Origin of the sequence: Streptomyces sp. PT12 (genome assembly GCF_003311645.1) — a bacterium.
GTDB lineage: Bacteria > Actinomycetota > Actinomycetes > Streptomycetales > Streptomycetaceae > Streptomyces.
On the sequence record NZ_QEST01000129.1, the window covers coordinates 36734 to 62551 of the forward strand.

27 protein-coding genes are annotated in these 25818 nt (G+C 73.1%); 12 read left to right on the forward strand and 15 right to left on the reverse strand.

Annotated elements, in window-relative coordinates:
* The first annotated feature begins 266 nt into the window (after positions 1 to 266).
* From DEH69_RS13840 to DEH69_RS13855, 5 genes are all read left to right on the forward strand, one after another.
* Positions 267 to 695: a hypothetical protein gene (locus DEH69_RS13840; protein WP_113687247.1), complete on the forward strand. Its 429-nt coding sequence runs from the start codon at positions 267 to 269 to the stop codon at positions 693 to 695.
* Positions 696 to 786: 91 nt separating this feature from the next.
* A complete protein-coding gene (locus DEH69_RS13845; protein ID WP_113687248.1) occupies positions 787 to 1773 on the forward strand; it encodes an aldo/keto reductase in 987 nt (328 codons plus the stop codon).
* Positions 1774 to 1840: 67 nt separating this feature from the next.
* Positions 1841 to 2146 (forward strand): hypothetical protein, encoded by a 306-nt coding sequence (locus tag DEH69_RS30985; protein ID WP_147255577.1) that lies wholly within the window; start codon positions 1841 to 1843, stop codon positions 2144 to 2146.
* An 81-nt stretch (positions 2147 to 2227) separates the two neighbouring features.
* Complete coding sequence (locus tag DEH69_RS13850; protein ID WP_113687395.1) at positions 2228 to 2497, forward strand: hypothetical protein; 270 nt, start codon at positions 2228 to 2230, stop codon at positions 2495 to 2497.
* Between the two features lie 148 nt (positions 2498 to 2645).
* Entirely contained in the window at positions 2646 to 4037 is a 1392-nt protein-coding gene (locus DEH69_RS13855; RefSeq protein ID WP_113687249.1) for a tetratricopeptide repeat protein, read from the forward strand.
* A 138-nt stretch (positions 4038 to 4175) separates the two neighbouring features.
* Here the strand turns inward: DEH69_RS13855 and thpR are convergent, their stop codons facing one another.
* The 3 genes from thpR to DEH69_RS13870 form a co-directional block, all read right to left on the reverse strand.
* Positions 4176 to 4703: an RNA 2',3'-cyclic phosphodiesterase gene (thpR, locus tag DEH69_RS13860; protein ID WP_113687250.1), complete on the reverse strand. Its 528-nt coding sequence runs from the start codon at positions 4701 to 4703 to the stop codon at positions 4176 to 4178.
* 105 nt (positions 4704 to 4808) lie between these two features.
* Entirely contained in the window at positions 4809 to 6143 is a 1335-nt protein-coding gene (locus DEH69_RS13865; protein WP_113687251.1) for an MFS transporter, read from the reverse strand.
* An 84-nt stretch (positions 6144 to 6227) separates the two neighbouring features.
* Entirely contained in the window at positions 6228 to 6713 is a 486-nt protein-coding gene (locus DEH69_RS13870; RefSeq protein WP_113687252.1) for a MarR family winged helix-turn-helix transcriptional regulator, read from the reverse strand.
* 134 nt (positions 6714 to 6847) lie between these two features.
* On the opposite strand from DEH69_RS13870, the gene DEH69_RS13875 reads away from it, so the two are divergent.
* Positions 6848 to 7114, forward strand: a complete 267-nt coding sequence (locus tag DEH69_RS13875) for a DUF2530 domain-containing protein (RefSeq protein WP_113687253.1) — start codon at positions 6848 to 6850, stop codon at positions 7112 to 7114.
* Between the two features lie 35 nt (positions 7115 to 7149).
* Here the strand turns inward: DEH69_RS13875 and DEH69_RS13880 are convergent, their stop codons facing one another.
* The 3 genes from DEH69_RS13880 to DEH69_RS13890 all read right to left on the reverse strand — a co-directional run bounded on the left by DEH69_RS13880 (position 7150) and on the right by DEH69_RS13890 (position 11776).
* Positions 7150 to 7623 (reverse strand): hypothetical protein, encoded by a 474-nt coding sequence (locus DEH69_RS13880; RefSeq protein WP_147255579.1) that lies wholly within the window; start codon positions 7621 to 7623, stop codon positions 7150 to 7152.
* Positions 7624 to 7856: 233 nt separating this feature from the next.
* The gene (locus DEH69_RS13885; protein ID WP_258534658.1) at positions 7857 to 10997 is read right to left on the reverse strand and encodes a sacsin N-terminal ATP-binding-like domain-containing protein; all 3141 of its coding nucleotides are present in this window, start codon (positions 10995 to 10997) and stop codon (positions 7857 to 7859) included.
* Between the two features lie 71 nt (positions 10998 to 11068).
* Positions 11069 to 11776 carry a DUF3027 domain-containing protein gene (locus DEH69_RS13890; RefSeq protein ID WP_258534671.1) on the reverse strand — a complete coding sequence of 236 codons (708 nt, stop codon included), beginning with the start codon at positions 11774 to 11776 and terminating at the stop codon, positions 11069 to 11071.
* Between the two features lie 395 nt (positions 11777 to 12171).
* Between DEH69_RS13890 and DEH69_RS13895 the strand changes: the two genes are divergently transcribed.
* From DEH69_RS13895 to DEH69_RS13910, 4 genes are read left to right on the forward strand one after another with little or no spacing between them, the layout of a single operon-like run.
* Positions 12172 to 13521, forward strand: coding sequence for an MFS transporter (locus tag DEH69_RS13895; RefSeq protein ID WP_113687256.1), 1350 nt, complete (start codon positions 12172 to 12174; stop codon positions 13519 to 13521).
* Positions 13522 to 13567: 46 nt separating this feature from the next.
* Positions 13568 to 14164, forward strand: coding sequence for a hypothetical protein (locus DEH69_RS13900; RefSeq protein WP_113687257.1), 597 nt, complete (start codon positions 13568 to 13570; stop codon positions 14162 to 14164).
* A 13-nt stretch (positions 14165 to 14177) separates the two neighbouring features.
* On the forward strand, positions 14178 to 14894 hold the full coding sequence (locus DEH69_RS13905; RefSeq protein WP_113687258.1) for a futalosine hydrolase: 717 nt from the start codon (positions 14178 to 14180) through the stop codon (positions 14892 to 14894).
* Positions 14887 to 15720: a 1,4-dihydroxy-6-naphthoate synthase gene (locus tag DEH69_RS13910; protein WP_113687259.1), complete on the forward strand. Its 834-nt coding sequence runs from the start codon at positions 14887 to 14889 to the stop codon at positions 15718 to 15720. Before DEH69_RS13905 ends, DEH69_RS13910 begins: the two co-directional genes overlap by 8 nt.
* Positions 15721 to 15776: 56 nt before the next feature.
* Here the strand turns inward: DEH69_RS13910 and DEH69_RS33455 are convergent, their stop codons facing one another.
* Entirely contained in the window at positions 15777 to 16160 is a 384-nt protein-coding gene (locus DEH69_RS33455; protein ID WP_113687260.1) for a cold-shock protein, read from the reverse strand.
* A gap of 182 nt (positions 16161 to 16342) precedes the next feature.
* Here DEH69_RS33455 and DEH69_RS13920 point away from each other — a divergent pair, with 182 nt between their 5' ends.
* Positions 16343 to 16612 carry a hypothetical protein gene (locus DEH69_RS13920; RefSeq protein WP_258534659.1) on the forward strand — a complete coding sequence of 90 codons (270 nt, stop codon included), beginning with the start codon at positions 16343 to 16345 and terminating at the stop codon, positions 16610 to 16612.
* On the opposite strand, the gene DEH69_RS13925 is transcribed toward DEH69_RS13920, so the two are convergent.
* From DEH69_RS13925 to DEH69_RS13955, 7 genes are all read right to left on the reverse strand, one after another.
* On the reverse strand, positions 16597 to 17226 hold the full coding sequence (locus DEH69_RS13925) for an HAD family hydrolase (RefSeq protein WP_113687262.1): 630 nt from the start codon (positions 17224 to 17226) through the stop codon (positions 16597 to 16599). The two genes, DEH69_RS13920 and DEH69_RS13925, sit on opposite strands and share 16 nt — an antisense overlap.
* A gap of 94 nt (positions 17227 to 17320) precedes the next feature.
* Positions 17321 to 18409 carry a phosphate ABC transporter substrate-binding protein PstS gene (gene pstS / locus DEH69_RS13930; RefSeq protein WP_113687263.1) on the reverse strand — a complete coding sequence of 363 codons (1089 nt, stop codon included), beginning with the start codon at positions 18407 to 18409 and terminating at the stop codon, positions 17321 to 17323.
* Between the two features lie 9 nt (positions 18410 to 18418).
* Positions 18419 to 19198, reverse strand: coding sequence for a phosphate ABC transporter ATP-binding protein PstB (gene pstB / locus DEH69_RS13935; protein WP_113687264.1), 780 nt, complete (start codon positions 19196 to 19198; stop codon positions 18419 to 18421).
* A gap of 29 nt (positions 19199 to 19227) precedes the next feature.
* The gene (gene pstA / locus DEH69_RS13940) at positions 19228 to 20316 is read right to left on the reverse strand and encodes a phosphate ABC transporter permease PstA (RefSeq protein ID WP_113687265.1); all 1089 of its coding nucleotides are present in this window, start codon (positions 20314 to 20316) and stop codon (positions 19228 to 19230) included.
* Entirely contained in the window at positions 20316 to 21293 is a 978-nt protein-coding gene (pstC, locus tag DEH69_RS13945) for a phosphate ABC transporter permease subunit PstC (protein ID WP_258534660.1), read from the reverse strand. Before pstC ends, pstA begins: the two co-directional genes overlap by 1 nt.
* A 216-nt stretch (positions 21294 to 21509) precedes the next feature.
* Positions 21510 to 22631, reverse strand: coding sequence for a phosphate ABC transporter substrate-binding protein PstS (gene pstS / locus DEH69_RS13950; RefSeq protein ID WP_113687267.1), 1122 nt, complete (start codon positions 22629 to 22631; stop codon positions 21510 to 21512).
* A gap of 229 nt (positions 22632 to 22860) precedes the next feature.
* Complete coding sequence (locus DEH69_RS13955) at positions 22861 to 23646, reverse strand: response regulator transcription factor (protein ID WP_258534661.1); 786 nt, start codon at positions 23644 to 23646, stop codon at positions 22861 to 22863.
* 243 nt (positions 23647 to 23889) lie between these two features.
* On the opposite strand from DEH69_RS13955, the gene DEH69_RS13960 reads away from it, so the two are divergent.
* Positions 23890 to 24816 carry a hypothetical protein gene (locus DEH69_RS13960; protein WP_113687398.1) on the forward strand — a complete coding sequence of 309 codons (927 nt, stop codon included), beginning with the start codon at positions 23890 to 23892 and terminating at the stop codon, positions 24814 to 24816.
* A gap of 96 nt (positions 24817 to 24912) precedes the next feature.
* Here DEH69_RS13960 and DEH69_RS13965 read toward each other — a convergent pair whose 3' ends face one another.
* The gene (locus DEH69_RS13965) at positions 24913 to 25767 is read right to left on the reverse strand and encodes a helix-turn-helix transcriptional regulator (protein WP_113687268.1); all 855 of its coding nucleotides are present in this window, start codon (positions 25765 to 25767) and stop codon (positions 24913 to 24915) included.
* Positions 25768 to 25818 lie beyond the last annotated feature (51 nt).

A 25818-nucleotide genomic window follows, 5' to 3' on the forward strand; every position in this document is an offset into this window, starting at 1 on the left:
AGGTCGGCATGGCCCCAAGACTGCCACCCCGGCCCTCCCGCCCGGGCGCGCAAGTGAGAGATCCGCCTCCCGATGAGAATGCTTCGGGGAGGTTCACGCGGGCGAAGCGAAGAAAAATGGGCTCATGTTGTCCATAGCGGGCAGCGGCGTTGCCGTCGGAATCGTTGATTCCTACCTTCCTCGCCATGAGTACAAACCATCTCTCAAACCCGGCTGTGGTGCCCGCGGGGGGCTCCACAGCCGATTCTCCCGTCAAGGCGCCTCTCATGGCCGCCACCGCCGGTGCCGCGCTCGCCGTCATCGGCTCGTTCCTCCCCTGGGCCGAGGCCACCCTCGGCGAGATGACCGAGTCCTCGGGCGGCATGCAGGGCGACGGCATCATCACCCTGGTGTTCGGCGGCCTCGCGGCCGTGTTCATGGTCGTCGGCCTGGTGGCCAGGAAGGGCTGGGCACCGCTCGTTGGCGCTGTCATGGCCCTGCCGACCCTGGTGGTCGTCGCGATCAACATCGACCCGGAGCGCCAGGTCCGCGCGGACCTGGAGGGCCAGGGTCTCGCCAGCGGCCCCGACCTCGACGCCGCGATCGCGTCCCTGGAGATGTCGACCGGCATCGGCGTCTGGATCGTCCTGGTCGGCGCCCTGGTGGCGGCGGGCGCGGGGGCGTTCGCCTTCGTCAAGGGGCGCAAGGCCGCCTGAGGGGCGGTGACCATCCGAGGGGGGGCGCCGTTCCGGCGGGCGGCGCATCCCCCCTTGACATGGAGTGCACTCCACGTCGTTGGCTAGGACCATGGAGTACGCACAGCTGGGACGCACGGGACTCAAGGTCAGCCGGATCGTTCTCGGGACCATGAACTTCGGCATGCACACCGACGAAGCCGACAGCCACGCGATCATGGACGCGGCGCTGGCCGACGGCGTCAACTTCTTCGACACCGCGAACGTATACGGGGGCGACGCGGGCAGGGGCAGGACCGAGGAGATCGTCGGCAGCTGGTTCGCCCGCGGCGGGGGCCGCAGGGACAAGGTGGTGCTGGCCACCAAGGTCTACGGCAGCATGGAGGCGGGCGGCGCCCCGGCCTGGCCGAACCACGACCGCCTCTCCGCGGCCAGCGTCCGGCGCGCGGTCGAGGGCAGCCTCAGGCGGCTCGGCACCGACCACATCGACCTGTACCAGTTCCACCACATCGACCGGAACACCCCGTTCGACGAGATCTGGCAGGCCATCGACGTGCTGGTGCAGCAGGGCAAGATCCTGTACGCCGGTTCCTCCAACTTCGGCGGCTGGCACATCGCCAAGGCCAACGAGACGGCGGCGCGCCGCGGTTCGCTCGGCCTGGTGAGCGAGCAGTGCCTCTACAACCTGATCGAGCGCCGCGCCGAGGCGGAGGTGATCCCCGCGTCGCGGGACTACGGCCTCGGCGTCATCCCGTGGTCGCCGCTGGCCAGCGGCCTGCTGGGCGGCGTTCTGCGCAAGGAGGCCGAGGGCGGCGACGTGAAGCGCTCGGCCCGCGCCCTGGCCGACAGCGCGCTGCGCGAACGGATCCAGGCGTACGAGGACCTGGTGGCCAAGCACGACCTGGACCCCGGCGAGGTGGCCCTCGCCTGGCTCCTGACCCGCCCCGGCATCACGGGCCCGATCATCGGCCCCCGCATCCAGGCCCAACTCGACGCGGCGGTACGGGCGACGCGCCTGACCCTGAGCGAGGACCTGCTGTCGTCGTTGGACGACATCTTCCCCCCGGTGGGCCCCTCCCCCGAGTCCTTCGCCTGGTGACACCCGGTCCGCGCCCCTCGCCCCCGCGGGCGGGGGGCGGCCTTACGCGACAAGGCGAATATCCCCGATGCCGCATGGACGCCACCCCACGCCCTCTCGTACGGTCCTGGTCGACGGCCGAAAGGGCTGTCGGGACAAGGGGGGCGACCGGGACGCCACGCGCCTGACCGCCCGCGTGAACGCCGCCGTGGAACGGCTGACACGGGGCGGTGACGTGTCGCTCGGCCGCTACGTCAAGGGCACCGTCTTCCACTCCGTCGCCCTGGTGACCCGCTCCCCCCACCACACCCACCCCGCCCTGGCCTGTCCCGCCCGGTCGACCACGCACGCCCCGCGTTCCACGTTCCACGTTCCACGCACAGCAGCGCCTTGACCCGTTCCGGGGCATAGCGTGAAGGGGAGCGCGCTGCGTACGATGGGTAGCCGTGGGTGAGTGCTCTCCGAGGGGACGGACATGACGCGAGCCCGGGAGGCCGAGCCGTCCGCGGCGTTCGTGCGGCGGCTGGGGAAGCCACCGGCGGAGCTGGGCGTTTCCGAGGACAACGAGGACTGTCCCGACATCTGGCAGCTCGACAACGGCGATGTCGCGGTCATCGGTCGCGACCTCACGACGGCCTACCGGACGCGCCTTCCCGAAGGCGTCACCCTGGCCGGGGACGAGCGGTTGGTCGTCATCCCGGGGACGACGCTGAGCGCCGCGAAGAAGGACATCCCCGATGCGTGACCTCACCGTCCCCCGGCTCGATCCCGCGGAAGTCATCCCGTTCACGGACCGCCACTTCGCGCACCTCTCGTCGGCACGGCGGACCGGGGGGTAGGCCGTCGGCGGGCGGGGGGCGGGGGAAGAGGACCGCGGCGGCACGCACTCCGAGGTGTCGGGGTCATCCCGCGATGTGGTGCAGGCCGGGAACATCAGCGGGGGCGTGCACTTCCACCGGCGAGACGAGTCATCGCCCCCGGTCCCCCGCCAACCGCCCGCCAGCTTCCCGGGCTTCGTCGACCGCACCGACGACCTCGACCGCCTGAGCGCCGAGGAATCCGGGGTCCACATCATCACGGGGACCGCGGGGGCGGGAAAGACCTCCCTCGCCCTGCGCTGGGCCCACCGCGTCAAGGACCGTTTCCCGGACGGCCAGTTGCACATCAACCTGCGGGGCTACGACCCTGGCGAGCCGGTAGCCGCACACGAGGCGCTGCGCCGCTTCCTGACCGCCTTGGGCGTTCCTCCCCGCGCCGTTCCGGCCGACACGGATCCCGCCGCCGGGCCGTACCGCTCCCTGCTCGCCGACCGCCGGGTGCTGGTCGTCCTGGACAACGCGGCCAGCCCATCCCAGGTCAGGCCGCTGCTTCCCGGCAGCACCGGCTGCCTCACCATCGTCACCAGCCGCAGCCGCCTCTCGGGGCTGTCCATAAGGGAAGGCGCGCACCGCCCCACCCTGGGCACCCTGCCGGCGCCTGAGGCGGTGGCGCTCCTCCGAGCGGCCACCGTGGGACACCGCGAGGGGGACGACGACGCCCACCTCGCCGAGTTGGCCCGGCTCTGCGCCCATCTGCCGTTGGCCCTGCGTATAGCCGGCGAAAAGGCCGCGAGCCATCCCCACCGTCCCCTGGGCGACCTGATCGCCGACTTACGCGACGAGTCCGCGCTGTGGGACGCGCTCAGTGCCGGGGAGGGCGACCGCGCGGCCGAGGCCCAGCTGCTGACCAATCTGGGCATGGCCTATGTCGAGAGCAACCGCTGGGCGGAGAGCCGGAGTTGCCACGAAGAGGCCCTGGTCGTCCGGCGCGGGCTCAGGGACAGGAGAGGGGAGGGTGACACGCTCGACCTGCTCGGTCTTGTGGCCCTGCACCAACGCCTCCTTCCCGAGGCACTGAGGCGATTCGAGCAGGCCCACGCCATCTTCCGTGAGATCGGTGCGGCCCGCCCCGAAGCGACCGCGCTGGCCAATCTGGCCGCCGCTTACCACCGTTCGGGCCATCCCGCCGAGGCGACCACCTTCGCCCTGCGGGCCCTCACCGCCCACCGCGCGCTCGGGAACCGCAACGGCGAGGGCAACGCGCTGCGCATCCTGAGCGATCTCCAGCGCGAGAGCGGTGACGCAGACGCCGCGCTGCGCACCGCGAGGCAGGCCGTGGAGATCGCGCTCGACCCGCGCAATCACGCGCTCGAGGCGGTGTGGCTCCTCACCCTCGCCGCCGCCCAGCGGATGAACCGGACCGAGGCGCTGCGGGCGCGGCTGCGGAACGCGGCGCCCGGGGACTGACCCGCGCGCTGCGGCCTGCGGTCGGCCAGCCGGCTGGCCGGCCGGGCTCAGCCCAGGGCCGCGCCCAGGGCGACCGCGGCCAGGAGCAGGACGAACGCAGCCGTCACGATGCGGGTCCTCGTCTTCGCGTTCACCCTCTCACCGTACGCCCAGCTTCCACGCGCCATGCTCGGTGTACCGCCCGTTCTCGCTGCGCATCAGCACGATCCGCTCCACCGGCCACCGCGCGCCAGAGAAGCCGGAGAGCGGCGCGGCGAACGGCGCGAGCGGGACCGGGGGGCGCGGCGCGCGGGCCAGGGTCAGGTGCGGGCGGTACTCGTCGTGCTCCTCCACGCCGGGGCCCACGGCCGCGGCCAGGCGCGCCAGGGCCACCGTCTGGCCGCCGAGCCCCACCCACAGCGTGCTGTCGCCGAACGTGCCGCCGCCCGCGAGCCGCAGGCCAAACGGCTCGCTCTCCCGCGCCACTTCCGCGAGCCGCCCCGTCAGCGCCAGCACCTGGTCCGCCGCCAGGTCGCCGTAGAACGCCAGCGTGACGTGCCATCCCGCGCGGTCGCGCCACCGCAGCCGCTGGGCGCCCGGCACCGCGAGCAGCGCGTCGGCCGCGCGCGCGACCTCGGCCATCGCCGCGCGGGACGGCAGCACCGCGGCGAACAGTCTCTGTCCCATACGCTCCCCAGGGTGAAGATCGGACAAGGGACCGACGACGCGCCCCGCCCCACACCCTAGAGGTCGGGGCGTCGACAAGCCCGAGGCCGTGACGCCGCGAACGCCTCACGCCGTGGCCGTCAGCTCCTCGGGGTCCCGCGGCACGAGCGCGACGCCGCGCTGCCCTGGCCGCAGGCTGATCCGCAGCCGCAGGCCGCCGATCCTGGCCAGGACGAGCGCCACCCCGAGCGCGGCCAGGGCGCACACGGCCCCGCCGAACAGCAGCCCGACCCTGGCGCCGAACTCGTCGCACAGCCAGCCCATGAGCGGCCCGCCGATGGGCGTTCCGCCGACGAAGACCATCATCATCAGGCTGAGCACGCGGCCGCGCATCGTCGGGTCGCTGTTGATCTGGAGCCCGGTGTTGGCGGTCACCTGGAACGTCATCCCGGCCAGCCCGACGACCGGCATCAGCGCCGCGAACAGCAGGAACGTCGGCGCCACCGCGGAGAGCAGCAGCAGCGAGGCGAACACCCCGGCCGCGGCCACCGTGAACCGCATCCTGCGGCTGCCGCGGCGGGCGGCGAGCAGCGCGCCGACGACGGAGCCGATGGCCATGAGGGAGTTCAGCAGGCCGTAGGTGCCCGCGTCGGCGTGGAAGACGCCGTCGGTGAAGGCGACGAGCCAGATAGGGAAGTTGTAGCCGAACGTGCCGATGAACCCCATGAGCACGATGGGCCACAGCAGCTCGGGGCGGCTGCCGACGTAGCGCAGGCCCTCGCGCAGCTGTCCCTTGTGCCGGGGGGCCCGCTCGGTCGGCGTCAGCTCGGAGGTGCGCATCATCAGCAGCCCGGTGATGGGCGCGATGAACGAGAGCCCGTTGTAGAGGAACGCCCAGCCGCTGCCGACGCTTGTGATCACGACACCGGCAACGGCGGGGCCGATCAGGCGGGCGGACTGGAAGTTGGCGGAGTTCAGCGAGACGGCGTTGCGCAGCAGGGCCGGGCCGACGATCTCGGAGACCATCGCCTGCCGCGCGGGGTTGTCGACGACCGTCGCCAGGCCGACGACGAGCGAGAGGGCGTACACGTGGTAGACGTTCACCACGTCGCTGAACGTGAGGAAGGCCAGGGTGAGCCCGGCGAGGCCGATGACGGCCTGCGTGCCGAGCAGCAGCTTCCGCTTGTCGAGGCGGTCGGCGAGCACGCCGCCGTAGAGGCCGAACAGCAGCATCGGCAGGAACTGCAACGCCGTGGTGATGCCGACGGCGGCGGCCGAGCCGGTCAGCTCGTGGACCAGCCAGTCCTGGGCTATTCGCTGCATCCATGTGCCGATGTTCGACACGGACGAGCCGAAGAAGTGCAACCGGTAGTTGCGAACCCTGAAGGAGCTGAAGGTGGATATGGCGTCGGTCGTGGTCAGGGATGCGGGTGCGGAGTCAGCTCCGGGTCCCGGACTCAAGGGTGACTCTCCTTTGCGCGGTCTTGTCCTGTCTTTCGCGTGGGTCCCCGTGGGGACGGCTCGAGGGGGTGTACGGGAAGGAAGCTAGAGGTGGGCGAGCTTGTGCAGCACGGGAGCGGCGGCGCGCAGCGCGGCCCACTCCTCCTCGTCGAGCTGGCCGACGAGCTGCGCCAGCCACTCGTTGCGCTGGGCCCTGCTCGCCTGGAGAACGGCCTCGGCCTGGTCCGTGGCGCCGACGACCTTCTGCCGCCGGTCGCCGGGGTGGGCCTCAAGGCCCACCAGGCCCCGCTCCTGGAGCAGCGCGATGATGCGGGTCATCGACGGCGGCTGGACATGCTCCTTGCGGGCCAGCTCGCCCGGGGTCATCGGACCGCACCGGGCGAGGGTGCCGAGCGCCGACAGCTCGGCGAGGCTCAGCGCGCGGTCCCCGCTGATGTGCCGCATGCGACGTGAGAGCCTGAGCACGCCGATGCGCAGCGTGTTGACCGCGTCGACGTCGTCGGCGCCGTCGACCTCGGCGCCGTCGACCTCGGCGCCGTCGACCTCGGCGACATCGTCATCGTGGGACATCGGGGACCGCCATCACTCGTTAGCTTTCCTAACGAAATATAGCCGAAGATGCGACGATGTACATTCCCGTGTGCGCGTGGGAGTGAACCGGAACGGCCAACGGCCGCCGCCTGGAGCGCCGGTAGGCTGCGGGAATGCGCTGGGGTGACTTGACAGGTGGCAAGCGGGAGGCCCCCGAGCCTCTCGAGGGCGACGTCCCGACCACGATCCTGGTGGGGACGGTCGTGTGGGCGGTGCTGTTCGTCGTCCAGATCCCGTTCTACGGCTGGTTCGCGGACCACGGGCACACCTGGTGGCTGTGGACGTGCCTCGCGGGGGCCGGGCTCGGGCTCGTCGGCCTGGTGTATGTGCGCCGCCGCGAGGCGGCCATCGCGGCGGCGCGCGGAGAGGCGTCGGACTGACCCCTGGGGGATGTCCCTGGGGGATGCCACCGGGGTCAGAGGCGCTCGCGCTCCCCGTTCCTTCGAGCGCTCTGCTGGTAGACCGCGCCGACCATGGCGGCCAGCGTCTCGGCGCGCTCGGTCATGCGCAGCAGCTCGCCGACCGCGTCGAGCAGCCGCCGCACCTCGACGGTGCCGAGCCCGTCGGGGTCGCCACCGGCCGCGAGCCGGGCCGAGTCCGCGGCGACCCGCTCGGCGAACCTGCGGACGTCGGTGGCGGCGTCGGCCGCGTTGCTCTCCAGCAGGTGCCTGGGTTCGAGCAGGCGCCGGGTGAGCTCCCCACGCGTCGGCGCGACGGCGGGCGCGCCCGCCGCCTCGCGCGCCGGGGGCTGCTGCCGCACGGGCAACAGCGCGGTCACCCGGTTCATGCACCAGATGGTCACCGCGACGATGAGCACCGAGACAAAGGTGCCGAAGATGAGGATGTGCCACAGGACGGAGTTGAGGGCCACGTAGGTACTACCTCCCACCTCGCAATCACACGTACGTCAGGTGCCTGTCCCGTTTTTCCCCGCTCAGGCGGGCGCACCGAGGGCGACCGGCAGCGCCCGTCGGGCGCGTTCACTACCCCCAGCGCCCCGCGCGACCTCACCCAGCGGAACGGCCACGAAGCCACGGCACGACCGCCGCTGCCCTGGCGCCCGTCTCGTTCACACGCGCGTCACGACCGCGGGCGCCCCGACGTCCGACCGGGGCACCGCGTTCAGTCGAACCAGCGCGCCGTTTCCAGCTCCTGCGCGCGGGACGGGTCCTCCAGGAGCGCGGCCAGCTCGAAGCGGCGGGGCCACTGGCCCGTCGCCCAGGCCAGGCCAGCGGCCAGGCCCTCGAACGTCGCCGCGTGCAGCACGCCGTTCGGCGGCAGGCGCCAGTCCAGCTCGACGCCGTCGATGACCAGCTCGTCGTGCTCGACATAACGCGCGGGCGTGCCGGGCCCGAGCAGCTGACGCGCCGCGTCGGGAACGTCACGCTCGGTCCCGTCGCCGGGCGGCTCGGCCACGAGCGCCGCGCCCAGCGGGCGCACGTCGAGCACCGTGGCGAGCGCGGCGGCCAGCGCGGGCGGCACGGGCAGCAGCGCGCGCCCCGCCGCGAGCGGCAGCAGGTCGGGCGCGTCCGCGACCAGCGCCTCCGACGCCTCCACCACGCGCGGCTCGCCGTCCACCACCGCCCGCACCTGGTCGGGCAGCGTGACCTCATCGGGGTCGAGCTCGGCCAACAACGCGTAAAGACCGTGGAGTTGGGCCGGGGTCACCGGCAGCTCGGGGTCGGCGAGGCGGCCCAGCAGATCGGCGGCGCCCCCCGGCTCGGCGAGCAGCGCGCGCGCCGTGGTGCGCACGCCGAGCGCGTGCAGCACCTCGTCGTCCACCTCGGCGGTGTCCGCCTCCTCGTAGAGCCCGGCGAGCAGCGGGTCGCCCGAGGCCGAACGCAGCCCCGCGGGGCGGCGCCCGTCGAGCACGGGCGCGCTCCGCAGCCACCACGCGGTGTAAGGGCGGGCGCGCTCCACCGTGCCGTCGGGCATCCGCACCCGCACGGGCGCGGTCAGCGCCTCGCGCAGCGCGGGCCGCGACAGCAGGGCCAGCACGCGCGGCCACTGGTCGTCGTCCACCAGCTCGAGATCGCGCACGGCCACCACCTCGGCGGCCACGGGCGGCAGCGGCGCTTCGGGCAGGGCGTCGAGGGTGTCCTCGCACCACGCGTCCACGCCGTAGAGCAGCCCCACGTCGTCTGGCTCGGCCCAGTCGGTGTCGCGCGGCTCCAGCTCGTCGGGGTCGAGCACCACATCGGCGGCGGTTATCAGCGCGAAGTCGGCCTGCACGCCCACGGCGGCCAGCGGCCCCTCGCCCCAGCGGGCGGCGAACTCCGGGTCGCACACGGCCAGTTCGCCCTGGCGGATGACCTCTTCGAAGACGCTGCCGGGGAAGACCAGCTCGCCCGCTGGCACCAGGTCGCCGTCCTCGTCGGGCAGCACGAGCGCGGCGAGCCACGGCTCGTCGCCGGGCTCCAACCCCGCGTCGCGGACCAGCGCAAGAACGGTCTCCGCCAGCTCGGCGGCCGGAAGCGCGTCCTCGTCCCACACCTCCACGTCGTCCGAGGCGGCCACGGCGGAACGCACCTGCGGCGTCGCGAGCACCGCGCGCGGCGTCGCGGGCCGCGCGCCCAGCTTCTCCAGCAGCGGATGGGCGGCGTCCTGGTGCGCCACCTTCAGGCCGAGGCGGCCAAGGCCCTCGGGCTCGGTGCCGGGCGCGGGCAGCAGCACCCGGCGCGGGCCGATCGTCGTGCGCCCGTCGGCCAGCGGCACGGGCAGGCCCGTCAGCAGCTCGGGGTCGACCCCGGACAGCGACTCGTAAAGGCGCCACCACCACGCGGCGGGCCGCTCGACCCCGGCGAGCCGGTCGATGATCTCGCCGAGCGAGACCCTGGACACCTCGAGAACGCGCAGCTCCGCCCGGCGTTCGAGCCCCGCGGGCAGCAGCACGGGGAACAGCTCGGCCAGCACGTCCACGGTCTCGGCCCCGGCCCGTTCCACCAGCTCCGCCTCCGTGGGGCGCAGCGCGGCGGGGATCTCGCTCTCCGGCTCGTCGGGCCCGGGCGCGGCGGCGGCGCTCGGCAGGAACGCGGTGCCGGGCAGCAGGTCGAGCAGCAGGGCGCGCAGCGCCCCGTCGAGCTCGCCGCGGCCCAGCGGCCCCGGCACCAGGTCGAGGATGTCGCTGGTCACCGGGCGCCACTCGGCGAGCAGCGCGGCATAGGTCTCGGCGGCGCGGGCCAGCAGGAAGTCGGTGAGCGGCCCCGGCGCGACATGGCGGCGCGTGGGTTCGAGGGGGAAGCTGGCGATGAGCAGCGCGGGCAGGCCGAGCGCGTCGTCGGTCGGGGTGGGGGCGTGCACCACGGGCGGGCTCGCGGGAGCGGCGGGCGCGCCCTCGGCGTCGACGGGGACGGCCCAGGTGACCGACCAGTGGCGGCGCTCCCGTTCCTCGATGGGCCGGTCGGCCAGCAGCGCGGGCTCCGCCTCGCCCTCGGCCGTGGCCACCCGCCAGCGCGTGGAGCGCACGGCGAGCCCCGCGGGCCCTGGCTCCTCGGTGATCTGCGTGTACGAGCCGAACTGCCGCCGCGCGAGCGAGCGCGTCCCGCCCGCCGTGGAGACCGTGACCTCGGTCAGCCCCGGCAGCGTCAGCAGCAGCGTGTCGTCCACCGCGTCGAGCAGCCGCGTCGCCAGGTCCTCGGCGGCCTCGTCGCGCAACGGCAGGACGACCGCCGTGTCATAGCCTTCGGGCACGCTGGCGTCCGCGAGCGGCAGGGGCAGCCGCAGCAGCGGAACGGCGTGCCTGTGCCCCGCCCTGCGCTCCAACTCGCCCAGCAGCCCGGCGTTCTCCGCGCCCGCGGCCCTGGCGAGCGCGGTGGCCTCGGCGAGCGACCAGCGCACGCCCCCCGAGGCCCCGACGATCGCGGGCTCGTCGCTGACGGCCAGCACGGCCGCGAAGCCGACGCCGAACCGCCCGACGGTGGCCTCCCCTTCGCGCTTGGCCGAGGCGCGCAGCGTGGACAGCGACTCGACGCCCGCGGCGTCGAGCGGCTCGCCCGTGTTGGCCACGGTCAGCACGCCGTCCCGCAGGGCGAGCAGCAGCCGCCCCTGGCGGTCGGCGCGGGCCGCGGCGTCGGCGGCGTTCTGCGCCAACTCGACGACGAGGCGGTCACGGTAGCCGCCGCGCGCGAGGTCCTCCTCGGCGTTGGCGTCCTCCCTGAACCGGGCGGGGGACGCGGTCCACGCGGTCAGCACGGCGCGCCGCAGCCGCCCGGTCCCGAAGAGGTCGCCCGTGTCGCCCGCGTCGCCTGAGTCCTGGATGGTCACGGGTGCGACAGTACCGGGTGCCGCGGGGGCCGCCCGCCGTCGGATGCGGAGGAACCGTTACAGCGGATCGGCTACAGCGGATCGGCGCCCAGGTGGTCGATCACCGGAGGGGCCGGGACCTGGGGCTCGGGCATGACCGCCGCCTCCGAGTGACCGCCGCAGCCGTAGGCGAGGGACACCACGTGCCCGTCGGCGGGCGAGAACTCGTTGGCGCACACGCCGAACGCCTGCCGCAGCGCCCCCGCCATCGGCAGCAGGAACCCGCAGCTCACACAGGAAGCCGGGGCGGCCTGCGCCATCGGCGTGCGCGGCCCGTACTGCTCCTCCCAGCGGTCCGCCGCGTCCTGGAGCCCGACCCACGCCAGCACCCTGGGCCGCCCCAGGCCCAGCTCCGACGCGACCTCGGCGGGCTCGGTCTCGGGAGCGTCCGACACGAATCCCGCCTCCAGGCGCGGGTCGTCGCTCTCGGTGGGCAGCAGGTCGCCAGGGCCCATGTCGCCGGGCCGCAGCCGCTCGCTCCACGGCACCCAGTCGGGAGCGAGCAACGCGTCGGGCCCCGGGGTCAGCGCGACCTCGTCGACCGTGACATAGCGCGCCCGCGCCGCGCGCGTGACCGTGACCCCCCAGCGCCACCCCGGGTAACCGGGCTCGCGGCTCTCGAAGAGGTGGGTGACCAGCCGGTCCCCCTCGGTGACCAGGCCCAGATACGCGCCGAGCGGGTGCGGGTGCGCGGCCTGCTCGGCGGCCTCCCGCGCCAGCTCGACGGCCTCGGCACACAGCCGGTCGGGCGCCGCCCGCCCCCGCGACGGCTGCTCGGCCCCCGTCTGTTCCTGCGGCCCGGCTGCCGCGCGACCGTCGCTCACAAACCCTCACTCCTACGCCGTTTAGTCCGGTGCGGGCGCCTGGAGGCGAACGGAGCCGACGGAGCGGACACGGGACCGCTGCGAACGTCGCGCTGAACGAGGCAAGGCGCACCGTTCGCCCACGCTACCGCAACCGGAGCGGCGCCCGCCGCGTGGCCCGCACCCGCGGGGAAGCGCCGACGAACTCCGGTGGCGGGGCCCGCGTCCGACGGCGCGGACTTGTCCTCGGAGATCGCCCTGACAGGGCCTAGGCTTGCGCCGTGGCTGCTGGCAGCTCGTCGGACGCGAAGAAAGGATCCGGCTCCGGGGTCATGCTCCGGACAGTCCGGGCGGCCGGTCGTGCCCTGCCCGCCATCCCGCGGGCCGTCGGGCGCAGGATCCGCAGGGCCACCCACGCGCACGGCGCCGGGGAGTCGGGGCTGGCCAAGCTGATCGAGCTGCACGCCGTGCACTCGATGGGCGACGCGCTCATCACGCTGGCGCTCGCCTCCACCATCTTCTTCTCCGTCCCCACCGACGAGGCCCGCGGCCGGGTCGCGCTCTACCTGGCCGTGACGATGGCGCCCTTCATCCTGCTCGCGCCCGTCATCGGCCCCCTGCTCGACCGGCTCCCGCACGGTCGCCGCGCCGCGATGGCCGGGGCGCTGCTGGCGCGCGGCGGGCTCGCGCTCGTCATCGCGGGCGCCGTGACCACCGACAGCATCGGGCTCTACCCGGCCGCGCTTGGCGTCATGGTGTGCTCCAAGGCGTACAACATCGTCAGGTCCGCCGTCGTCCCCCGCCTCCAGCCGCAGCGGGTCTCGCTCGTGAAGGCCAACGCCCGCATCACGCTCACCGGGCTCATCTCCGCGGGCGCCGCCGCGCCCATCGGCCTCGGCCTCAACGCCATCGGCGAGCGCTGGCCGCTCTACGGGGCCTGTGTGATCACGGTGATCGGCGCGTTCATGTCGTTCCGGCTGCCGGGGCGGGTCGACCTGGCGCGCGGCGAGCGGCGCGTGCACCTCGCGGAGCTCGCCGAGGCGCGGGCCGCGGCGGCGAGCACCAAGGAGGACGGCGGGCGCGGCGGGGTGCTGAGGGCGGTGGACTCGCCGGTGTTCAAGGCGCTGCTCGCCAACGCCTCGCTCCGCGGCCTCTCCGGCTTCCTGCTGTTCTTCCTCGCCTTCCTCCTGCGCAACGAGCCGCTGGGCGCGCTCACCGCCGCGTTCTCCCTCGGCCTGGTCGGCGTCGCCGCGGGCACGGGCAACGCCCTGGGCAACCTCATGGGGAACTGGATCCGCGACCGCGCGCCCGAGCTGATCCTGCTGATGGTGCTGCTGATCGCGCTGGGGCTCACGACCACGGCGGCGACCAGCTATCTGACCGTCACGGTCGTGGCGGTGTGCGCGGCTGCGGGGTTCTGCCAGGCGCTGGGGAAGCTGTCGCTCGACGCGATGATCCAGCGGGACGTGCCCGAGGTGGTGCGCACGTCGGCGTTCGCCCGCTCCGAGACCTCGCTCCAGATGGCGTGGGTCGCGGGCGGTGCCATAGGGATCTCGCTGCCGCTCAACGGCACGCTCGGGATGTCGGCCGCCGCGTGCGTCGTGGCCCTCGGCACGGTGCTGTCGCTGCGCGGCCTGATCTCCGCCGCGCGGCGCGGTTCGCCGACCCCGCGCGTCAGGTGACCCCCCGGAGGCGAAACGGCCCGCACACCCGGGTTAACCTGCCGCTATGACCGCGTTCGTCACGCCAAGGGGCCGCCGCAGGGCCATCCGCGCCGCCGTCGCCCTCGGCGCCTTCCCGCTGGGCCTCGCGGTCCTGGCGGGCTGCCAGAAGCCCAGCCCTCTCGCCCACTTCACGCTCGGCTCGCACACCGCCTCCACCGAGGCCCCCGACGACTGCTGGGAGCACGGCGGCGACACCCTGACCCCCGAGCGCGGCAGGGAGTGCAGGGCGGACGCCGATGGCGCGCCGACGTTCACGGTCGACCCGGGCGACACGTTCCGCGTCGGGGTCGACAGGGAGGTCGCGGACAGCGGCTGGCTCCTGCTGGTCAACGGGGTCCTGCACGAGGTGACCCCCTACACCTCGACGTACCAGACGTTCGACGTGGACGACCTCGCGGGGACGCCGATGCGGGCCGAGACCGCGGTGAGCCCCGCGGCGGCGCCCGAGCCGCTGCTGATCTCGGTCGCGCAGGTCAGCGACGAGTTCGACGCCGAGCGGCTGTTCGCGTCGACCACGCAAGCCGAGCTGGACGAGCGGCTGTTCGGGACGTTCAGGGGCGTGTGGAACGCCGAGCTGACGCCCGGTTCGGCCGGGGACTGACGGGGCCGCCGCCATGCCGAAGCGCGTCCTCGTGATCACCGCGGTCCCGGCCGAGCGCGACGCAGTCGCGGCGGGGGCTGACGCGCGGCCCGTGCCGCTGCGCGGCGAGCTGGCCCCGCGGCGCTTCGCCCCCGCGGGGACGGGCCTCACCGTGGACGCGCTGGCCACCGGCGTCGGCCCCTCGCTCGCCGCCGCGGGGACCGCGACGGCCATCGCGCTCGCCCTCGACCCCTACGACCTGGTGGTCTCCGCGGGCATCGCGGGCGGCTTCGCGCCCGCCGCGCCCGTCGGGTCCACCGTGGTGGCCTCCTCCATGGTGGCCGCCGACCTGGGCGGCGAGACCGGCGAGGGCTTCGCCGACGCGGCGACCCTGGGCTTCGGCCTGGTGGTCCGTCAGCCGCCCGAGGCGCTGGCGCGCGCCGTCGCCGCCGCCACGGGGTCGGCGCACGGGCCCGTGCTCTCGGTCTCCACCGTGACCGGCACCGCCGACCGCGCCGCCGAGCTGGCCGGGCGTCATGTGGGCGCCGTGGCCGAGGCGATGGAGGGGTTCGGGGTGGCGAGCGCCGCCGCGCTGCACGGCGTTCCCGCCCTCGAGGTGCGGGCCGTCTCCAACGCGGTCGGCCCGCGCGACCGCTCCGCGTGGCGCGTTCCCGAGGCCCTTACGGCGCTGACGGAGGCGTGCGCCGCGCTCTGGCCCGTTGTCGACTCCTGGGAGGAACGCCGTGGCTGACCCGCTCGGCATCGCCTACTCGCCCTGCCCCAACGACACGTTCGTCTTCCACGCCTTGGCCCACGGCCTGGTGCCCGGCGCGCCGCCCGTGGAGGTGACGTTCGCCGACATCGACATCACCAACGGCCTCGCCGAGCGCGGCGAAGGCGACCTGCTCAAGGTGTCCTACGCCGTGCTGCCGTATGTCCTGGACGCCTATGCGCTGCTGCCGTGCGGCGGCGCGCTCGGCCGGGGCTGCGGGCCGCTCGTGCTCACCGCGGGCGAGGTCGGGGCCGCCGGTCTTGCGGGGAAGACCGTGGCCGTGCCCGCCGAGCGGTCCACGGCCTATCTGCTGTTCAGGCTCTGGGTGGCCGACCATGTCCCCGGCGGGGTGGGCGAGGTGCGGGTGATGCCGTTCCACGAGATCATGCCCGCCGTGCGGGACGGGCGCGTGGACGCGGGACTCGTCATCCACGAGGCGCGTTTCACGTTCCAGCGCTATGGGCTGACGCGCCTGGCCGACCTCGGGGAGTTCTGGGAGGGGACCACGGGGCACCCCATCCCGCTGGGCGCGATCGTCGCCAGGCGGTCGCTGGGCGAGCGGCGGATCGCCGAGGTCACCGACGCCATCCGCGCCTCGGTGCGGCACGCGTGGGCGGACCCGTCGGCCAGCGGCGACTATGTGCTGGCCCACGCCCAGGAGATGGAGCCGACCGTGGCCCAGGCCCACATCGACCTGTATGTCAACGAGTTCACCGAGGACCTGGGCGCGGCGGGCCACGCGGCGGTCAGGGAGCTGCTGACGAGGGCGGCCGATGTGGGCCTGGTGCCACGGGTCACGCTGTGAGGCGGCGGGAGGCGCGTCCTTGGCTGGAGGGCGGCGGGGCGGGTCCTGGCGGGCGGTCAGACGTCCAGCTGGTCGGCGACGGCCCTGAGCATCCCGGCGATCTTGCGGCCGCTGGCCTTCTCGGGGTAACGGCCGCGCTCGAGCTGCTGGGAGACGCCGTCGAGCAGGGTGGTGAGGTCCTGGACGATCGACGCCAGCTCGTCCGGCTTGCGCCGCTGGGCCGCGGCGACCGAGGGCACGGGGTCGAGCAACGTCACCGAGAGCGCCTGGTCGCCGCGCTGGCCCGCCACCACGCCGAACTCGACGCGCTGGCCCGGCCGCAGCGCCTCGACTCCGCTGGGCAGGGCCGATGAGTGCACGAAGACATCGCCGCCGTCGTCACGGGAAAGGAAGCCGAAGCCCTTCTCGCTGTTGAACCACTTGACCTTGCCGGTAGGCACGTGTCCTCGTCCTCGCACTCGTTTCCATAACAATGAGGCGGACCTGGGAATCTTTCGAAGAACCAGCCCCGCCGCCTCCCAGGCTAATCGCCCCGGGCCCGGTGACAAGATGCCGCCGGGCCGTTTCGGAGGATCACTGCCCCCCGGTCAGCGCGAGTATGCGCGCCTGCGACCCTGGAGGAGTGAGCGAGAGCGACGTGTCGGATCAGGGGGACGCGCTGGTGCGCGTCGGCGGTGTGGTGTTCGCCGTGGGGGCGGTGGCGACGGCGGCGACGGTGGTGCCGCTGCTCATCGGCGCCGAGCCGCTGCCCACCGCGGCCTATGTGGTGTCGATGCTGATGGGCGTCGGCTTCGCGATCGCGGGGGCTGGCCTTGCCCGTTCCGTGGTCCACCAGCGGCGCCGCGACCGGGCGGCGATGCGGGAGCGGGCCCGCACTCAGGCGGCCAGGTAGGCGTCGAGCCAGGCGGGGAAGCCCTTGAGGTCGGGCATCACCGCGTCGGCGCCCGCCTCGCGCAGCTCGTCGGCCGGGCAGGGCCCGGTGGCCACCGCGACCGAGACCGCGCCCGCGGCCCGAGCGCCGCGCACGTCCCCGACGTGGTCGCCGACATAGACCGCGGCGTCGTGCGCGCGCAGCGCCTCGCCCTTGGCCTCGGCCCACAGGGAGCCGATGACCGCGTCGGGGGCCAGCCCGAGGTGGTCCATGTGCAGCTTGGCGTTGGGCTGGTGCTTGGCGGTGACGACTATCGCCCGGCCGCCCGCCGCGTGCACCGCGGCGATCGCCTCGCGCGCGCCCGGCAGCGCGGGGGTCGCGGCGATGGCGTGCGTCACATACATGGCGCGGTAGCGGTCGCCCGCCTCCGCGATGCGCTCCGCGGGGAACCAGTGCGCCAACTCCTGCTCCAGGGGCGGCCCGAGGCGGGTCACCGCGAGGTCGGCGTCGATGGGGACGCCCGTCTCTGCGGAGAGGGCGAGATAGGTCGCCCTGATGCCGGGGCGCGAGTCGATGAGCGTCATGTCGAGGTCGAATCCGACGGTCAGGGCCTGGCGGTGCGGGGTATGGCGCATAACGGCCATGGTGCCAGGCCCTGTCCGCGCGGCCTCGGGGACCTGCTCGGGGGCCTGCTCGGGGGCCTGCTCGGGGGCCTGCTCGGGAGGGCTCTCAGGAAAGGTTGACACGTGCGATCTCCCTGATCACGCGCTCCTTCAGGTCGCGGCCCATGGGCGCGTAGCCGAGCTCGGCGGCGAAACGGTCCGCCTGGGTGTCCTCAAGGGCCCAGGTCCAGAAGTCCCGCAGCAGCGCGGCCGTTTCGTCGTCGTAGCCGCACTCGTAGGCGAAGATCCAGTTGGCGCCCGTGATGGGGTAGCCATCGCCGCCGATGTCGTCGATGTTGAACTGGAAGTCGTCGGGGATCTCGGCCTCTTCTGAGGCCGCCGTGGTGGCGGCCAGGGTGGGCTCGACCGGCACGCCGTCCTCGTTGACCACGCGGGCCGTGGCGAGACCGGCGCTGAGGGCATAGGACTGGTTGACATAGCCGAGACCCCCGGGGTTCTCCGTGACGCCGCGCACCACGCCCTCGTTGCCCTCGCCGCCCAGGGTGTCGGCGTGCCAGTCGATGTCCGTGCCCTCGGCGTACTCCTCGGCCCAGAAGCCGACCTCGGTGGTCAGATAGCGCGTGAAGACATACGTCGTGCCCGAGCCGTCCGAGCGGTGCACGGGGACGATCTCCTCGTGCGGAAGCTCCATGCCGGGGTTGAGCGCGGCGATCGCCGGGTCGTCGTAGTGCGTGATCTGCCGGTCGTAGACCCGGGCGATCACCTCGGAGGTGAGGATCAGGCCGTCGAGCGCGTCGTCGTTGAGCGCGATGACCACAGCGCCGAAGACGACGGGGAACTGCACGGCCGCGCAGCCGCGCACGTCGTTCGCCACCGTCAGCTCGCTCTCCTGGAGGTAGCGCTCCGACGAGCCGAAATCCACGGTGTCGGAGAGGAACTGCTCGATGCCGCCGCCCGAGCCGACGGCGTGGTAGTCGATGGAGACCCGGGTCTCGATCGACTCGCTGTAGTAGGACATCCACTCCTGGAAGAGCGGGTCGGGGAACGTGGCCCCCGAGCCCGTGAGTTCGCCGGTGAGCGTGCCCCGGGTGACGGTGGCGTCACCGTCACCGCCCCCGGTGCACCCCGCGCTCGCGGCGAGCAGGACGGCAGCCGCCGCGGCGGGCGCGGCGGCGCGGACGAGCCGGTTGTGCATGGCAGGTGCTCAGCCGAAGCGGCCCGAGACATAGTCCTCGGTGGCCTGGTTGGCCGGGTTGGTGAAGATCTTGGTGGTGCTGTCGATCTCCACGAGCCCGCCCGGCTCGCCGATGGCCTTGAGGTTGAAGAAGCCGGTGACGTCGCTGACCCGCTGCGCCTGCTGCATGTTGTGGGTCACGATGACGATCGTGTACTGCTCCTTCAGCTCCGTGATCAGGTCCTCGATCGCCTGCGTGGAGATGGGGTCGAGCGCGGAGCACGGCTCGTCCATCAGCAGCACGTCGGGCGCCACCGCGATCGCGCGGGCGATGCACAGGCGCTGCTGCTGGCCGCCCGAGAGGCCCGAACCCGGCTTGGCCAGGCGGTCCTTGACCTCCTCCCACAGGTTGGCCGAGCGCAGCGAGCGCTCCACGAGGGCGTCGAGGTCGGTCTTCTTCATGCGCTTGTTGTTGAGCTTGAGCCCGGCCGCGACGTTGTCGTAGATCGACATGGTCGGGAACGGGTTGGGCCGCTGGAACACCATGCCGATGTGGCGGCGGACGCCGACGGGGTCGACGTTCGCGCCGTACAGGTCCTGCTCGTCCATGAGGACCTTGCCCTCGACGCGCGCCTTGGGCACCAGCTCGTGCATGCGGTTGAGGGTGCGCAGGAACGTCGACTTGCCGCAGCCCGAGGGGCCGATGAGGGCCGTGACCGAGCGCGGCTCGATCGTCATCGTGACGCCCTGCACGGCGAGGAACGTGTCGTAGTAGATGTCGAGGCCCTTGACCTCGATGCGCTTGGCCACTGTGCTTCGCTTCCTTTGGCTGGTGACCGCTAGCTGCGGGTCTTCGGGGCGAACAGGCGGGCGATCAGGCGCGCCACGAGGTTGAGCGCCATCACGATGAGGATCAGGGTGAGCGCGGCGGCCCACGCCCGGTCCACGAACGCCTCGCGCGCGAAGCCCGGGGCGTTCTGGTACTGCGTGTAGGAGTAGACCGAGAGGGTCGCCATCCGCTCGTTGAACGGGTCGAAGTTGTCGCCGCGCGTGATGCCCACGGTGATCAGCAGCGGGGCGGTCTCGCCGATGACGCGCGCGATGGCCAGCGTGACGCCGGTGGCGATGCCCGCGATCGCGGTGGGGAGCACGACCTTGACGATCGTGCGCCACTTGGGCACGGCCAGCGCGTAGGACGCCTCGCGCAGCTCGTTGGGCACGAGCTTGAGCATCTCCTCGGTGGAGCGCACCACCACGGGGATCATGAGGACGCTCAGCGCGACCGAGCCCATGAAGCCCATGCGGATGCCGGGCCCGTAGAACAGCTCGAAGAGCGCGTAGACGAACAGGCCCGCCACGATCGAGGGGATGCCGGTCATCACGTCGACGAAGAACGTGATGGAGCGGGCCAGGCGCCCGCGGCCGTACTCGATGAGGTAGATCGCGGTCATCATGCCGATCGGCACGGACATCAGCGCGGCGATGCCGGTGATGATGAGCGTGCCGGTGACGGCGTGGCTCGCGCCGCCGCCCTCGTTGACGACGCCGAGCATCGAGTTGTTGAAGAACTCGGAGTCGAAGCGCTCGAGACCCCGGTCGACGACCGCGGTGAGCACGGAGACCAGGGGCAGCAGTGCCAGGACGAACGCCGAGGAGACGATCGCCGTGACCAGCCGGTCGAACGCGCCCCGCGGGCCCTCGACCGCGCGGGACCAGGCGTAGATCACGACGGAGTAGCCGAGGGCCGCCCCGATCCCGCACACCGCGGGATTGACGTCGGCGAGCTGCCACAGCGCCGCGGCCACGGCGACGAACGCGAGCAGGACGCCGGGGGCCGCGCCCCGGGGCAGCGACCCGCGGGAGAGCGGCACCGGAGGGAGCACATCCGGGGGCGGCGGGGTCTTGTCCAGGGTGGTCTCAGTGGACATCAGTTGGCTCCCGAGAATTCACGGCGCCGGTTGATCACCGCGCGGGCCCCCATGTTGACCAGCAGGGTGACGGCGAAGAGGACGAGGCCCGAGGCGATCAGCGTGTTGACGTCGAGCCCTGAGGACTCGGGGAACGACAGCGCGATGTTGGCCGCGATCGTCGAGGAGTTGGCGCTGCTGATCAGGTCGAAGCTGACGATGTCGCGGTTGGCGGAGAGCACGATGGCCACGGCCATGGTCTCGCCGAGCGCGCGCCCGAGGCCGAGCATCGAGCCGCCGATGATGGCCGAGCGTCCGAACGGGAGCACCGCCATCCGGATCATCTCCCAGCGGGTGGCGCCGAGGGCGAGCGACGCCTCCTCGTGCAGCCTCGGCGTCTGGAGGAACGCCTCGCGGATGACGGCCGTGGCGATCGGGAGGATCATCACGGCGAGCACGATGATGGCCACCAGCATCGTGCGGCCCGTGGCGGACGCCGGGCCGTCGAAGAGCGGAATGAAGCCGAGGTTGTCCGCAAGCCACTCGGTGGGTCCCACGGTCATCGGCGCCAGCTCGGCGACGCCCCACAGGCCGAAGATGATGCTGGGCACGGCGGCGAGCAGGTCGATCACATAGCCGAGCAGCGAGGCGACGCGGCGCGGCGCGTAGTGCGAGATGAACAGCGCGATGGCCACCGCCAGCGGGGTGGCGATGACCAGGGCGAACGTGGCGGAGATGAGCGTGCCAAACAGCACGGGCCAGACGTAGAGGACGATGCCGTCGCCGCCCGTGACGTCCTCGGAGTCGGCCCACAGGGCGGGCCACGCCTCGGCGATCAGGAACGCGGCGACGCCGGCGAGGATGACCAGGATCAGCACGCCAGCGCCGGTGGAGGCGCCGGAGAAGACGCGGTCGCCCAGGCGTTGGGGCGTTCCCCTGGGGCGGCCGCCCTCGGCCGCCCCAGGCCGGTCGCGCTTGCTCTCCTTGGTGGGAGGCACAGTCTCTCCCTTTCTGAAGTCGGCGGTCTTCGATGAGCGGTGGGGGCCCGACCGGCCGGGGGCTTGGGCGGCCCGGGGCCGGAATGCCCCGGCCCTATCCGGGCGCATAGCGTCGTCCGCCGGAGGCGGGACAGACGGGATGTGACGGATAGGGCCAGGTCCGGGCGGCCTCCTCGGTGGGGGGCCGCCCGGACCGTAGGGAGATCGGGCGCTCGATCAGGCGGCGGAGATGGCGTCCACCGCGGCCTGGAACTCGGTGCGGAGCTCGTCGGAGAGCGGCGCCGAACCGGCCTCGGCGGCGGCGGCCTCCTGGCCCTCGGCGCTGATCATGTAGCCGAGGAACGCCTGGACCAGCTCGGCCGTGGCGGCGTCATCGTAGGTGGCGCACGCCATGGCGTAGGAGACCAGGACGATCGGGTAGGTGCCCGCCTCGGTGGTGTCACGGGCCAGGTCGTAGGCGAAGTCGTACTGGCCGCGGCCCTCGACGCGCTCCGACACCGCGAGGACGGAGGCGGCCGCCTCGGGCGAGTACGGCACGAACTCCTCGCCGACGCCCACGTTGACGGAGCCGAGCTCGCGGGCCTGGCTAGCGTCGATGTAGCCGATGGTGCCGTTGCCGCCCGAGATGGCCTGGCTGACACCGGAGGTGCCCTGCGCGGCCTCGCCGCCGGAGACCGGCCACTCGTCGCTGACCTCGTGCGGCCAGTCCTCTGGGGCGGCGGCGGCCAGGTACTCGACGAAGTTCTCGGTGGTGCCCGAGGGGTCGGAGCGGTTCACCACGGTGATCGCGGAGTCGGGCAGCTCGACGTCGGGGTTGTCGGCGGCGATCGCCTCGTCGTTCCAGGTGGTGATCTGCTGGTTGAAGATCTGGGCGATGACCGACGGGCTCAGGTTGAGGGAGTCGATGCCCTCGAGGTTGAACGCGACCGCGATCGGCGAGACGTAGACGGGGATCTCGACGATCTCGCCGCAGCGCTCGGTCGCGGCCTCGAGCTCGCCCTCCTCCTCGGAGAAGTAGGCGTCGGTGCCGCCGAAGTCGGTGCCGCCCGCGATGAACTGCTCGCGGCCCGCGCCGGAGCCCGAGGGGTCGTACTCGACCGTGACATCGGGGTGGAGGGCGTTGAACCCGGCCATCCAGGCGCCCATCGCGGCCTCCTGCGAGCTGGCGCCCGCTCCGACGATGGTGCCGGACAGCTCCGAGGTCTCCTCGCCGCCGTTCCCGCCGGTGTCGCCAGTGTCGCCGTTGCCGTTGTCCTCGTTGTCGCTGCTACAGGCCGTGACCAGGGCCAGGGCGGACACCGCGGCTATCGCGGCGGACTTTGCGCGCCAGTTGCGCATGGCCGTTGCTCCTTGTTCAAAGCCCAGCCGGTCCGGCCGGGTGCAGATGACTTGAAAGTGTCGAGGAGAACGTAGGAGCGGCCAGCGAAGGCGCAGGGGCCAGAAGGTGAACAGAAAGATAGGTTCAACGGAACCGGTAGTTTCACAAAAAGAGTTGGAATCGTTAAGGAACGGACCTCCCCGCCGAGACCCGTACGGCCTCGGCGGGAGGCCCGTCGAACGCCCTGACTCAGCTCGTGGGCGGCACCAGCCGGTATCCGACGCCGCGGACGGTCTGGATGATCTCCGGGTGGTGCGGGTCGTCACCGAGCCGCTCGCGAAGGCGCCGAATGTGAACGGTAATGGTGTTCGACCGGCGGGCCCCCTCGCCCCACAGCTCCGCCCTGATCCGGTCCCTGGTGATGACCTTCTCGGCGTTGAGCATGAGCAAGTGAAGCAGCTGGAACTCACGCAGCGGCAGCCGGGCCGTCGGAACGCCGTGCATCCGCACCTCGTACGTGCTGGGGTCGAGCGTCAACGGGCCGCACACCAGCGGCTGGTCCCAGCCGCGGCTGCCCCGGTCGGCCAGGCTGAGCAACTGCGCGACCTCGCGCGGGCGGTAGGGGCGCGCGACACAGGCGCTCGCGCCCGCGGCGAGCGCGGGGGCCACCTGCGCGGTGTCATCGGGGCCCACGCCGAGCACGACGGGGATGGACAGCCTGCGGCGCACCAGGCGCAGCACGGTGGCGCCGTCGATCACGGGCAGGTCGGCCGACACAAGCAGCACATCCGGCTTGCGCAGCCCGGCCTCGAGCAGCGCGGCGGCGCCGTCGGCGCAGTGCACCACGGACACCTGGTACTTGGCGAGCTGGGCCGTGAGCCCCTGTCTGATGCGCTCGTCGGAGTCCGCGAGCAGGACGACGGGGTCGGTCCCGAGCGGGATGCGGGTCGAGGGGGGCAGCGGCTCGTCCATGCCGTCCTCCGGCGCGCTCGCGGGCGGCCTGCGGGGATGCGTCGTGCTCAACCAGGCGCCCATGGCGCTCTCCCTCGCTGTCGTTGTCGGCAGTGAAGAACGCGGTGCGTGCGGTCTTCGGACCCGGGCCCTCGCGGCGCCGACGCGGGGCGTTCACCATGTAACGAGCTGTGGGTAGCGGGTTGTGCGGCGTTCGGTGAACCCACGATGAACAACGGCGTTCCCTCAGGTTCTCCGCCGCCACGCCCCTTCAGCTGCGCGTGGCCACTAACATGCTCGGAATCGTCGGGGAGCACAGGGGCAGTGGTGGGAATCGAAAGCGAACAGCTCGTCTACGACTATCTGAGCCGCGTCGGCGACCTGGCGCACGGGACCAGCATGTCCTCCGCGCAGCGCGCCTCGCTGGTCAGCCGGGTGCGGGACGAGATCGGGCGCGAACGGGCCGCCGCGGGGGGCGCGGAGAGCCAGGCGGCGGTCAAGCGGATCCTGGGGCGGATGGGCCCGCCCGAGGACATCGTCGCGGCCGCGGCCCATGCGGCGCCGCCCTCCGCTCCCACGCCGCCCACCGCGCCCCCTTCCGCGCCCGCGCGCCCCCCCGGGGACGTGCCCGTGCCGCCGCCCCGGGAGGCCGAGGGCGGGCCCGTTTCGCTCGACAAGCGGCCCGGGCACTGGCCCGACGGTCAGATCGGCCGCTTCTTCGGCGGGATCGAGATCCCCGAGCTGCTGCGCCCGCCCGTCGAGGGCGACCCCGAGGACCTGGACGAGGCCGACGAGGCCGACGAGGCCGATGAGCGGGCCGCCGATGAGGGGCCGCCCGAGGCGCCGCCCGCCGGGCAACGCCCCTCGCGCCGACGGCGGTTGGCCCGTTCCGCGCTGGGGGGCAAGCGGGTCGGCGGCCCCGTCGAGCTGCTGGGCGTCGCGGTGCTCGTGGCGGGGACGGTCATCGGCTCGGTGGTCGCGCTGGGCGCGGGCTGGCTCATCGCGTACTGGTCGCCGCGGCTGAGCCGCAGGGAGGCGCAGTGGGCGACGTTCGGCATGCCCGCGCTGATCGCGGGCGGCTACGCGACGTGGCTGCTCGGCCGGGCCAGCGGCTACTGGGGCGCGGCGCTCGCCGAGGGTGACGCGGAGGCGGCGTTCACCGACCACTGGCCCCTCCTGCTGCGCGGCGCGGCCCTGGCGACCGCGGCGTTCCTCCTCTACCGCGCCCGCCGCCACGTCCCTGCGGGAGGCTGACCCGCGGCGGGCCCGCGGGCTCCCCCGGCGGGCCGACCGCTCCCCGACGAACCGCACCCGAACGTTCGCCGCCGAGGCCCGACCGGCCAGGTCACCTCACAGCTCGCGGGCGATGTGGTGGATCAGCTGGCGGGACTCGTTCGGGTCGAGGGACACCTTGCGCGCGCGGGCGAAGAAGGCGCGGTAGGCGACGAGTTCGGCCTCGGCGTCCAGGAACGCGCCGCCGATCGGGGTGTCGATCTGGAGCGTGTCGAGCTGCGGGACCACGCCGTTGGCGTAGAGCACCGGCTGGATCGCCTCGAAGAAGTCCTCGTTGGTGAACGGGATGACATGCACCGTGATCCGGGGCCGCTCCGACTCCTCCATCAGATACTCGAGCTGCCGCCGCACCACCTGCCGCCCGCCGAACCGCATGCGCAGCGCCGCCTCGTGGATGAACGCCTCGAACGGCGGCGGGTCGTCGCGATCGAGCACCACCTTGCGCCGCATGCGGAACTCCGTGCGCGTCTCGATCTCCTCGCCCGGCAGCTCCCCCACCCCCGCGCGGAACAACGCCCGCGTGTAGTCGGGGATCTGGAGCAGCCCGGGGATGGCGACCATGTGCACGATGCGCATCCCCACCGAGTGGTACTCCAGCTCGGCCACATTGAGCGGGTCGGGAGCAACCATGCCACGGTACTCGTCCCACCAGAACTGGCCCCGCCGCTCGCGGGCGATGGCGCACAGCGCCTCGAGCAGCGCCTGGTCGGTGCAGCAGTAGAACGTGGCCAGCTTCTTGATCCGCTCCTCGCTGACGCCGATCCTGCCGGACTCTATGTGGCTGATCTTGCCCTGGTCGGTCCCGAGCATGCCAGCGGCCTCCCGGGCCGTTCGGCCCGCCCGCTCGCGCAGCTTCCTCAACTCCGCGCCGAGGCGCGCCTGTCGAGCGGTGGGATTCTCCCTCGGCGGCATCGTGTCCTGGCCCTTCCGTCGTCTGCCCCCCGAAGTGTGCCGCCCCCTCAC

What these genes read in the sequence shown, in the direction of transcription:
- DEH69_RS13840 (WP_113687247.1), top strand. Translation starts at nt 267, where the DNA reads ATGGCCGCCACCGCCGGTGCCGCGCTCGCCGTCATCGGCTCGTTCCTC.
- DEH69_RS13845 (WP_113687248.1), top strand. Translation starts at nt 787, where the DNA reads ATGGAGTACGCACAGCTGGGACGCACGGGACTCAAGGTCAGCCGGATC.
- DEH69_RS30985 (WP_147255577.1), top strand. Translation starts at nt 1,841, where the DNA reads ATGCCGCATGGACGCCACCCCACGCCCTCTCGTACGGTCCTGGTCGAC.
- DEH69_RS13850 (WP_113687395.1), top strand. Translation starts at nt 2,228, where the DNA reads ATGACGCGAGCCCGGGAGGCCGAGCCGTCCGCGGCGTTCGTGCGGCGG.
- thpR (WP_113687250.1), bottom strand. Translation starts at nt 4,703, where the DNA reads ATGGGACAGAGACTGTTCGCCGCGGTGCTGCCGTCCCGCGCGGCGATG.
- DEH69_RS13870 (WP_113687252.1), bottom strand. Translation starts at nt 6,713, where the DNA reads ATGTCCCACGATGACGATGTCGCCGAGGTCGACGGCGCCGAGGTCGAC.
- DEH69_RS13875 (WP_113687253.1), top strand. Translation starts at nt 6,848, where the DNA reads ATGCGCTGGGGTGACTTGACAGGTGGCAAGCGGGAGGCCCCCGAGCCT.
- DEH69_RS13895 (WP_113687256.1), top strand. Translation starts at nt 12,172, where the DNA reads ATGCTCCGGACAGTCCGGGCGGCCGGTCGTGCCCTGCCCGCCATCCCG.
- DEH69_RS13900 (WP_113687257.1), top strand. Translation starts at nt 13,568, where the DNA reads ATGACCGCGTTCGTCACGCCAAGGGGCCGCCGCAGGGCCATCCGCGCC.
- DEH69_RS13905 (WP_113687258.1), top strand. Translation starts at nt 14,178, where the DNA reads ATGCCGAAGCGCGTCCTCGTGATCACCGCGGTCCCGGCCGAGCGCGAC.
- DEH69_RS13925 (WP_113687262.1), bottom strand. Translation starts at nt 17,226, where the DNA reads ATGCGCCATACCCCGCACCGCCAGGCCCTGACCGTCGGATTCGACCTC.
- pstS (WP_113687263.1), bottom strand. Translation starts at nt 18,409, where the DNA reads ATGCACAACCGGCTCGTCCGCGCCGCCGCGCCCGCCGCGGCGGCTGCC.
- pstA (WP_113687265.1), bottom strand. Translation starts at nt 20,316, where the DNA reads ATGTCCACTGAGACCACCCTGGACAAGACCCCGCCGCCCCCGGATGTG.
- pstS (WP_113687267.1), bottom strand. Translation starts at nt 22,631, where the DNA reads ATGCGCAACTGGCGCGCAAAGTCCGCCGCGATAGCCGCGGTGTCCGCC.
- DEH69_RS13955 (WP_258534661.1), bottom strand. Translation starts at nt 23,646, where the DNA reads ATGGGCGCCTGGTTGAGCACGACGCATCCCCGCAGGCCGCCCGCGAGC.
- DEH69_RS13965 (WP_113687268.1), bottom strand. Translation starts at nt 25,767, where the DNA reads ATGCCGCCGAGGGAGAATCCCACCGCTCGACAGGCGCGCCTCGGCGCG.